The sequence below is a fragment of the Microbispora amethystogenes genome (assembly GCF_016863015.1).
Lineage (GTDB): Bacteria > Actinomycetota > Actinomycetes > Streptosporangiales > Streptosporangiaceae > Microbispora > Microbispora amethystogenes.
In genome coordinates, this window is sequence record NZ_BOOB01000058.1 from 75,436 (window position 1) to 83,149 (window position 7,714).

Sequence of the window (7,714 nt, forward strand, 5' to 3'; positions counted from 1 at the left end):
CGCCCGGCGCGCCCGCCTCACCCCGGCGGGCGCGCCGGACCCTTCGTCCCGTCGAGATCCCGCAGCGCGCGGGTCGCCCGGTCGTGCCAGAGCGGCAGCCCGATCTCCTCGAACGCCTCCGCCGCCCGGCCCAGCAGCGACGCCGCGAGGGGCAGGTCGTCGCGCAGGGCGGCGAGCCGGCCGGTGGTCAGCCGCGCACGGGCGGCCACGAACGGCTCGCCGACATCGGTGGCGAGCCGGAGCGCCGACTCCAGCAGTTCGGCGGCGCCGTCGAGGTTCCCCGCCAGCAACCGCGCCTCCCCGCCACCGAGCAGCGCGTGGGCCTCGCCGATGCGGTCCCCGGCGGCCCGGGCGGCCGCGCCCACCTGCCGGTAGGCCGCCTCGGCCGCCGCCGCCCGTTCCTCCCGCAGCAGCAGGGCGCCCATCCGGTTGAGGATCTGGGCGGTTCCCCGCAGGTCGCCCAGCTCGCGGTAGACGGCCAGCGCGGTCTCCAGGAGCGGGCCCGCCTCCCCGGTCCGGTCGTGCTCGATGTGGATCTGGGCGATGCTGCCGAGCACATGTGCCTCGGCGTGCCGGTCGCCGACCTCGCGCAGCATCGACAGCGCCCGCTCGTAGCCGGCGAGCGCGTCCTCTCCCCGCCCCTCCACCCGCTCGATCAGCGCGGCGTTGCGGATCGTCAGGGCCTGGCCGTGCCGGTCGCCCACCTGCTCGAAGAGCCGCAGCGCGGCGTCGAAGTGCGGGCGCGCGCCGGCGTAGCGCTGCCGGAACACCGCCAGCGTGCCGAGCGAGTAACGCATCGCGGCCTCGCCGCGCGCGTCGCCCGCCTCCCGCGCCGTCGCCAGCGCGGTCTCCGATGTGCTCCGCCAGTCGTCGAACAGGCCCTGCGCCTCGAACAGGGTGACCGCGGTCATCGCCAGGTCCCAGCACGTCTCGCTCAGCCCGAGGCGGGCCGCGTGCCGCACCGCTGCCACCAGCCCGGCGCGCTCGCTGCGCAGCCAGCCGGCCGGGTCGGCGAGCAGCCGCCGGACCGCCGCCGGACCGCAGTCCCACCGCGTGCCCTTTCCGTGCAGCACCGTGTAGTCGCCGCCGTACTGCAGCCGGTGCGCCTGCTCGGCGAGCCGGAGATATCCCCCGGCCAGCCGGGACAGCGCCGCGCCGGCGACCTCCGGCGGGTCCTCGGCCGCACCGCGCTCGCGGGCGTGCAGGCGCACCAGGTCGTGGAGGCGGTAGCGCGGCTCGCCGATCGAGTCGAGCCCGGCGTACTCGACGAGCCGGGCCTCCACCAGGCCCTCCAGCACATCCTCGGCGTCGCGGGGCGCGGCGTCCAGGAGCGCCGCGGCGACCCAGCCGGCGAAGTCCTGGGTCTCCAGCAGCCCGAGACGGCGGAGGAGGGCACGGCTCGGCCCGGCCAGCCCGGAGTAGCCGAGGGCGAGGCTGGCCCGCACCGACAGGGACCCGTGGGTGAGCTCGTCGAGCCGGTCGTGCTCACCGGCCAGCCGGGCGACCAGCCGTTCGACGCTCCAGTGCGGCCGGGCGGCGAGCCGCGCCCCGGCGATCCTGAGCGCCAGGGGGAGCCGTCCGCACAGCGCGGCCAGGCGCTCGGTGGCGGGGATGTCGGCGTCGTCGCCGGTCCGGCCGCTGATGACGTTCAGCAGGTCGACGGCGGCGGCGTCGCCGAGGACGCCGAGCGCGATCCGGTGGGTCCCCGGCAGCGCGGTCAGCGCCGCGCGGCTCGTGACGAGCACCGCGCACCCGCTCCCGGCGGGGAGGAGGGGCTCGACCTGCGCCTCGTCGGCCGCGTCGTCCAGCACCACCAGGACCCGGCGGCCCGACAGGCGGACCCGGAAGGCCTCGGCGCGCTCGTCGAGGCCGTCGGGGATCGCCGTGGCCGGCATGCCGAGGGCACGCAGGAACCGGCCCAGCGCGTGCGACGGATCGACCGGTCTCGCCGTCCCGCCGTGCAGGTTCACGTACAGCTGGCCGTCCGGGAAGTGGTCGCGCGCCTCGTGCGCGGCCTGTACGGCCAGAGCGGTCTTGCCGGTGCCCGGCATGCCGGAGATCGCGCACCTGGCCGGTCCGGTGGGCGAGCGCTCGCGCAGGACGGCGGCGATCAGGCGCAGCTCCTCGTCGCGTCCGGTCAGGTCGCCGAGCTGCGGCGGGAGCAGACAGGGCGCGGTCCCCGGCGGCGCGTGCGGCGCGTGCGCCGTCTCCCGGCCGGGGACGGCCGGGCCGATCTCCCTGTCGCCGCGCAGGATCGCCTGATGGAGCGCGCGCAGCTGCGGCCCGGGTTCGAGCCCCAGCTCCCCGACCAGGGCGGCACGGGTCCGCCGGTAGAGCTCCAGCGCGTCCGTGCGCTGCCCCGTGTGATGCAGCGCCGCCATCAGCCGGGCCACGGCCGGCTCCGCCAGCGGGTTCTCGTCCACCATCGCGACCAGTTCGTGGACGACCCGGGCGTGTCTGCCCAGGGCCATGTCGGCGTCGATGCGCTCGGTCAGCGCCCATCTGCGCTGCTGCTCCAGCCGTTCGGCCTCCTCGGCCAGCGGGGCCAGGTCGTCCAGGCCGGTGAAGGCGCGGCCACGCCACAGCGCGAGCGCCCGCTCCAGCAGGACGGCCGCCTCCTCGGTGTCACGGCGGCTGTCACGACGGCTGTCACGGTGGCCGTCACGGCGCCCCAGCGCCTGCCCGGCCCGTTCGACCAGGGCGGCGAACTCCCAGGAGTCCACCTCGGCGGGCTGCGCGACCAGGGAGTAACCCGAACGGCCGTACTGGATCCGGCCGGGGTCGTCCAGCGTCCTGCGCAACCGGTGCACGATCACCTGCAGGTTCTTGCCCGACTGCGAGCCGGGCCGCCCTCCCCACAGGACGTCGGCCAGCCGGTCGGCCGGCACCGGACGGCCCTCGGCGCAGATGAGCAGGGCCAGCAACTGCCCCTGGCGCCGTGACGGCAACGACACCACCCGGTCGTCGACGACGATCTCCATGTCGCCGAGCACCTGGAATCTCATGTCGCTCCCGAATGCCGGGGGGCGCCAGAGGTCATGCCCCAGTCAAGCCCCGGGATGGTACGGCCGGACGTCGCGGTGAGGATAACCCGGACGGTCTTCCCGTATAAAAGGTTTTAGTCAGGGCCAAAGGGGTGCGCGACGGCGAACTGCCAGCCCGGCCAGAGGCGGTGCGATCCGGCCGGCGGCGCCGGCGTCTCCGCCCCGCAACACGAACGAGCGGGCCCGGCCGGGAGTCGTGCTCCCGGCCGGACCCGCTCGGTCCGGTCGTTCGTTTCGTTCTCAGTGGATCTCGGTGGATCTCAGTGGGTCACGGGCTGGTGCAGGTGACGGAGGGGGTGGCCGCGCTGCCGTTGCCGGTGAAGCCGAGGGTGGTGGAGCCGCCCGCGGAGATGGAGCCGTTGTAGGGCGCGTTGCGGACCGTCACGTTGGAGCCGGACACGGTCTGCTGACCGTTCCACAGGCTGCTGATGCTCTGCCCGCCGGGCCAGGTCCAGTTTACGGTCCAGCCGTTCACCGGCGCGCTGCCCGCGGTGACCGTCACCTCGGACTGGAACCCGCCGGGCCAGGAGTTCACCGTCCGCATCGTCGCGCTGCATCCGCCCGGCTCCGCCGACGGCGACTGCGACGGCGACTGGGAGGGGGACTGCGACGGGGACTGGGACGGCGACTGCGAGGGGGACTGCGACGGCGACTGCGACGGGCTCACCGACGGCGAGGGGCTGGGCGAGACGGGGGGAGCGGCGTTCAGGGCGTTGAGGACCGAGGTGTAGGCGGCCTTCTTGTTGCCGCTGCTGTCGAACAGCAGCGGGCTGGTGTTGGCGCCGAGCCAGGAGTCGCTGTCGCGGACGCCCCAGACGGTGATGCCGACGCACCGCGGCACGGCCAGGCAGTCGTTGGTCACGTTGGCGTAGGTCTGCGCGGAGCCGCCCTGGATGTCCAGCTCGGTGATCGCCACGTCGACGCCGAGGGCGGCGAAGCTGGAGATCGTGGTGCGGTAGTTGCTGTTGTAGGCGCTCTGGCTGTTGAAGTGCGACTGCAGGCCGACGCAGTCGATCGGCACGCCGCGCGACTTGAAGTCCCTGACCATGTTGTAGACGCCCTGCGTCTTGGCCCAGGACCAGTTGTCGATGTTGTAGTCGTTGTAGCAGAGCTTGGCGGCCGGGTCGGCGGCCCGCGCGGTGCGGAACGCCACCTCGATCCAGTCGTTGCCCGTCCGCTGGAGGTTGGAGTCGCGCCGCCCGCCGTTGCTGTCGTCGAAGGCCTCGTTGACGACGTCCCAGTAGGCGATCTTGCCCTTGTAGTGGGACATGACGCCGTTGATGTGGTCGATCATCGCCTGGCGCAGGCTGCTGCCCGACAGCGACTGCATCCAGCCCGGCTGCTGCTGGTGCCAGGCCAGCGTGTGACCGCGCACCTGCTTGCCGTTCTGCACGGCCCAGTTGTAGATCCGGTCGCCGTTGGTGAAGTTGAACTGACCGCGGTTCGGCTCGGTCGCGTCGATCTTCATCTCGTTCTCGGCCGTGATCATGTTGAACTCACGGTTCGCGATGGTCGTGTACTGCGAGTCGCCGAGCTTGCTCGCACTGATCGCGGTGCCGAAGTAGCGGCCGCTCTGCGCCGCCGCCGCGCCCAGCGTGCTGGCCGCCGCGTCGGCGGGACCCGAGACCGCCGCGAACGCCGTGACCGCGCCGAGCACACTGAGGGCACCGACGGCCAGAGCCCGGCGCATCCCCGTGAAGGGCTGCCGGGTTCCGGGCCGGGAATTGGCGCGTACGCCCATGCCTGAGCCTCCAAAGCTGAAACGGGAAGGGAGTACTGCGGCGACATGCCGCGCGGGATGGACGCCGGCCCCACCACTGGGACCGGCCACCCGTCAGGCGTCGCGAAACGGCGGCCCCCTGCCTGCGCACCACCACCGGACAGGAGGGCCGCCTCGGGACCTCAGTGTGGAAACCCCTCCGAAACATGTCAAGGCTGGGGTGAAACTTTCGGAGGCGGCCTGTCGCCCATTTGGCGTCCCGCCTCGGCATATGGGCTGCCCAGGGCGTTGGAAATTTTCGATCCGGCCACCCCGCCCGAGGGGTGAGAATCACTGAAATTTACATCACCGGACCGCCCGGGCGGTGCGCCTCGGTGACCCGGGCGGCGTCTTCCGGCCACTCCTCCACAACTTCCCCCACAACGCGCGAAGGCCCCCGGTACGGCGGCGCGCGCCGTACCGGGGGCCTTCTTTCACCGCCAGGAGAGGTGGCGGGTGAGGGACCCTGAGAGGAGGAGAGTCAGCGGACGGACTCGCCTAGCCGCTGAAGGTCCACTTCTGGTTGTTGCCGCCGTGGCAGCTGTAGAGCTGGAGCTTGGTGCCGTTGCCGGTGCCCTGTCCGACGGCGTCCAGGCACAGGCCCGACTGGACACCGGTGATGGTGCCGTCGGAGTTGACCCGCCACTTCTGGTTGTCGCCGCCCCAGCAGGAGTAGATCTGGATGGCGGCGCCGTTGCCGGTGCCGGCGGCGTCGAGACACTTGCTGCCGTAGACCCGGATCTCACCGGAGGACGAGGACGACCAGGTCTGGTTGCTCTGGCCGTTGCAGTCGTACAGCTGCACCTGCGTGCCGTCGTTCTGGCTGGCGTTGGGCACGTCGATACAGCGGCCGGAGGCCACACCACGGATCGCTCCGCTGCCCCCGCCGGAGGTCGGGGTCGTCGACGGCGTCACCGTGGGAGTGGCGCTGGGGGAGTTGGTCGGGCCGGGGCCGGCGTTGTTCAGGGCGTTGAGGACCGAGGTGTAGGCGGCCTTCTTGTTGCCGTTGCCGTCGAACAGCAGGGGGCTGGTGTTGGCGCCGAGCCAGGAGTCGCTGTCGCGGACGCCCCACACAGTGATGCCGACGCACCGCGACACCGCGAGGCAGTCGTTGACCACGCTGGCGTAGGTCTGCGCGGAGCCGCCCTGGATGTCCAGCTCGGTGATCGCCACGTCGACGCCGAGCGCGGCGAAGCTGGAGATCGTGGTGCGGTAGTTGCTGTTGTACGGGCTGTTGCTGTTGAAGTGCGACTGCAGGCCGACGCAGTCGATCGGCACGCCGCGCTGCTTGAAGTCCTTGACCATGTTGTAGACGCCCTGCGTCTTGGCCCAGGACCAGTTGTCGATGTTGTAGTCGTTGTAGCAGAGCTTGGCGGCGGGGTCGGCGGCCCGCGCGGTGCGGAAGGCCACCTCGATCCAGTCGTTGCCGGTGCGCTGGAGGTTGGAGTCGCGCCGGCCGCCGCTGTTGCCGTCGGCGAAGGCCTCGTTGACGACGTCCCAGTAGGCGATCTTGCCCTTGTAGTGGGACATGACGCCGTTGATGTGGTCGATCATCGCCTGGCGCAGGCTGCTGCCCGACAGCGACTGCATCCAGCCCGGCTGCTGGGAGTACCAGGCCAGCGTGTGACCGCGCACCCGCTTGCCGTTCTGCACGGCCCAGTTGTAGACCCGGTCACCGGCGGAGAAGTTGAACTGACCGCGGTTCGGCTCGGTCGCGTCGATCTTCATCTCGTTCTCGGCGGTCACCATGTTGAACTCGCGGTTCGCGATGGTCGTGTAGTTCGAGTCGCCGAGCTTGCCCGAAGCGATCGCGGTGCCGAAGTAGCGGCCGCTCTGCGCCGCCGCCGCGCCCAGCGTGCTGGCCGCCGCGTCGGCGGGGCCCGAAGCCGCCGCGAACGCCGTGACCGCGCCGAGCACACCGAGGGCACCGACGGCCAGAGCCCGGCGCAGTCCTGGGAAGGACTGCCGGGTTCCGGGCCGGGAATTGGCGCGTACGCCCATGCCTGAGCCTCCATAACTGAAACGGGAAGGGAGTGAGGCGAGTAGAGTCGCGAGCCGACGCCGCGCTCCCTCGATCGGGAGTGCGTACCACCAGGACATCGCGGACGGCCCCCCGCCTGAGCACCACCATCAGGCAGGAGATCGCCTCGGGGACTCAGTGTGGAAACCGCGCCGAAACATGTCAAGACTTTAGTGAAAGTTTCGGAACAGCCGGCTCTCGCCGGGCGGCATCGCCCCCCGTGGGCATCGGCCCCGGTCTCCGGAAACGTTGCGGCGAGGCGCCTTCTCCGGTCGGGCCGGAATGCCTGAAAGTTTCATCACACATCCCCCACGCCCGGCGTGAGACGTATGGCATAAGACCAGTTGGGCCCGCGCCCGGTCGTCGCGCGCGCCCGACGCGGGCGGAACGGGTCCTTGACGCCACCTTGTCACCTCGGCTTTGCTCCGCCCCACCACCATGTAGGCGCGCCGGACAGAGAAAGGAGCTCGGGGCCCTACGGCGTTGTTAACGTTAACAGCACCTCGTCTCAGCACAGCACCTCGTCTTGAAAGCGCACCCGGCGACCCCGAGCGGTACGAGACCCCGGACGGACACCACCCTCCCTCCGCGGCCCTCCCCCTCGTCGCCGCTTCCGTCGATGGGAGGTCGCCCGTACAGAGCGCGGGAGGAGCCGGATCGGCCGGCCCGCGACTCCTCGCAACGGTGCGGCCCGCACCCGACCGCCGGCCATCCGATCATGCCCGGCCGCAGAGCCACCACTTCACGGCGTTCGCCCCCCGAGAGAGCTGGATACAAAAATGTTAGCGATAACAGACAAGAGTCGTCGCCCGCGCAGGTCGAGTGCGCGAAGGTTGCTGACCCGATGGCTGGCCGCGCCGCTCCTGACCGTGGCCATGGCGGCGTCGGGCG

Annotated in this window: 3 protein-coding genes; all 3 read right to left on the reverse strand. The window is 71.8% G+C overall.

What is annotated here, in order from left to right; genetic code table 11:
- Positions 1-17: 17 nt before the first annotated feature.
- Positions 18-3,005, reverse strand: a complete 2,988-nt coding sequence (locus Mam01_RS32255) for an AfsR/SARP family transcriptional regulator (protein WP_204288957.1) — start codon at positions 3,003-3,005, stop codon at positions 18-20.
- A gap of 307 nt (positions 3,006-3,312) precedes the next feature.
- Positions 3,313-4,785: a glycoside hydrolase family 10 protein gene (locus tag Mam01_RS32260; protein WP_204288958.1), complete on the reverse strand. Its 1,473-nt coding sequence runs from the start codon at positions 4,783-4,785 to the stop codon at positions 3,313-3,315.
- Between the two features lie 516 nt (positions 4,786-5,301).
- Positions 5,302-6,804, reverse strand: coding sequence for an endo-1,4-beta-xylanase (locus Mam01_RS32265; RefSeq protein ID WP_204288959.1), 1,503 nt, complete (start codon positions 6,802-6,804; stop codon positions 5,302-5,304).
- Positions 6,805-7,714 lie beyond the last annotated feature (910 nt).

Excerpts from the sequence above, each read along its gene's own strand:
- Mam01_RS32260 (WP_204288958.1), bottom strand. The coding sequence starts at position 4,785 with ATGGGCGTACGCGCCAATTCCCGGCCCGGAACCCGGCAGCCCTTCACG.
- Mam01_RS32255 (WP_204288957.1), bottom strand. The coding sequence starts at position 3,005 with ATGAGATTCCAGGTGCTCGGCGACATGGAGATCGTCGTCGACGACCGG.
- Mam01_RS32265 (WP_204288959.1), bottom strand. The coding sequence starts at position 6,804 with ATGGGCGTACGCGCCAATTCCCGGCCCGGAACCCGGCAGTCCTTCCCA.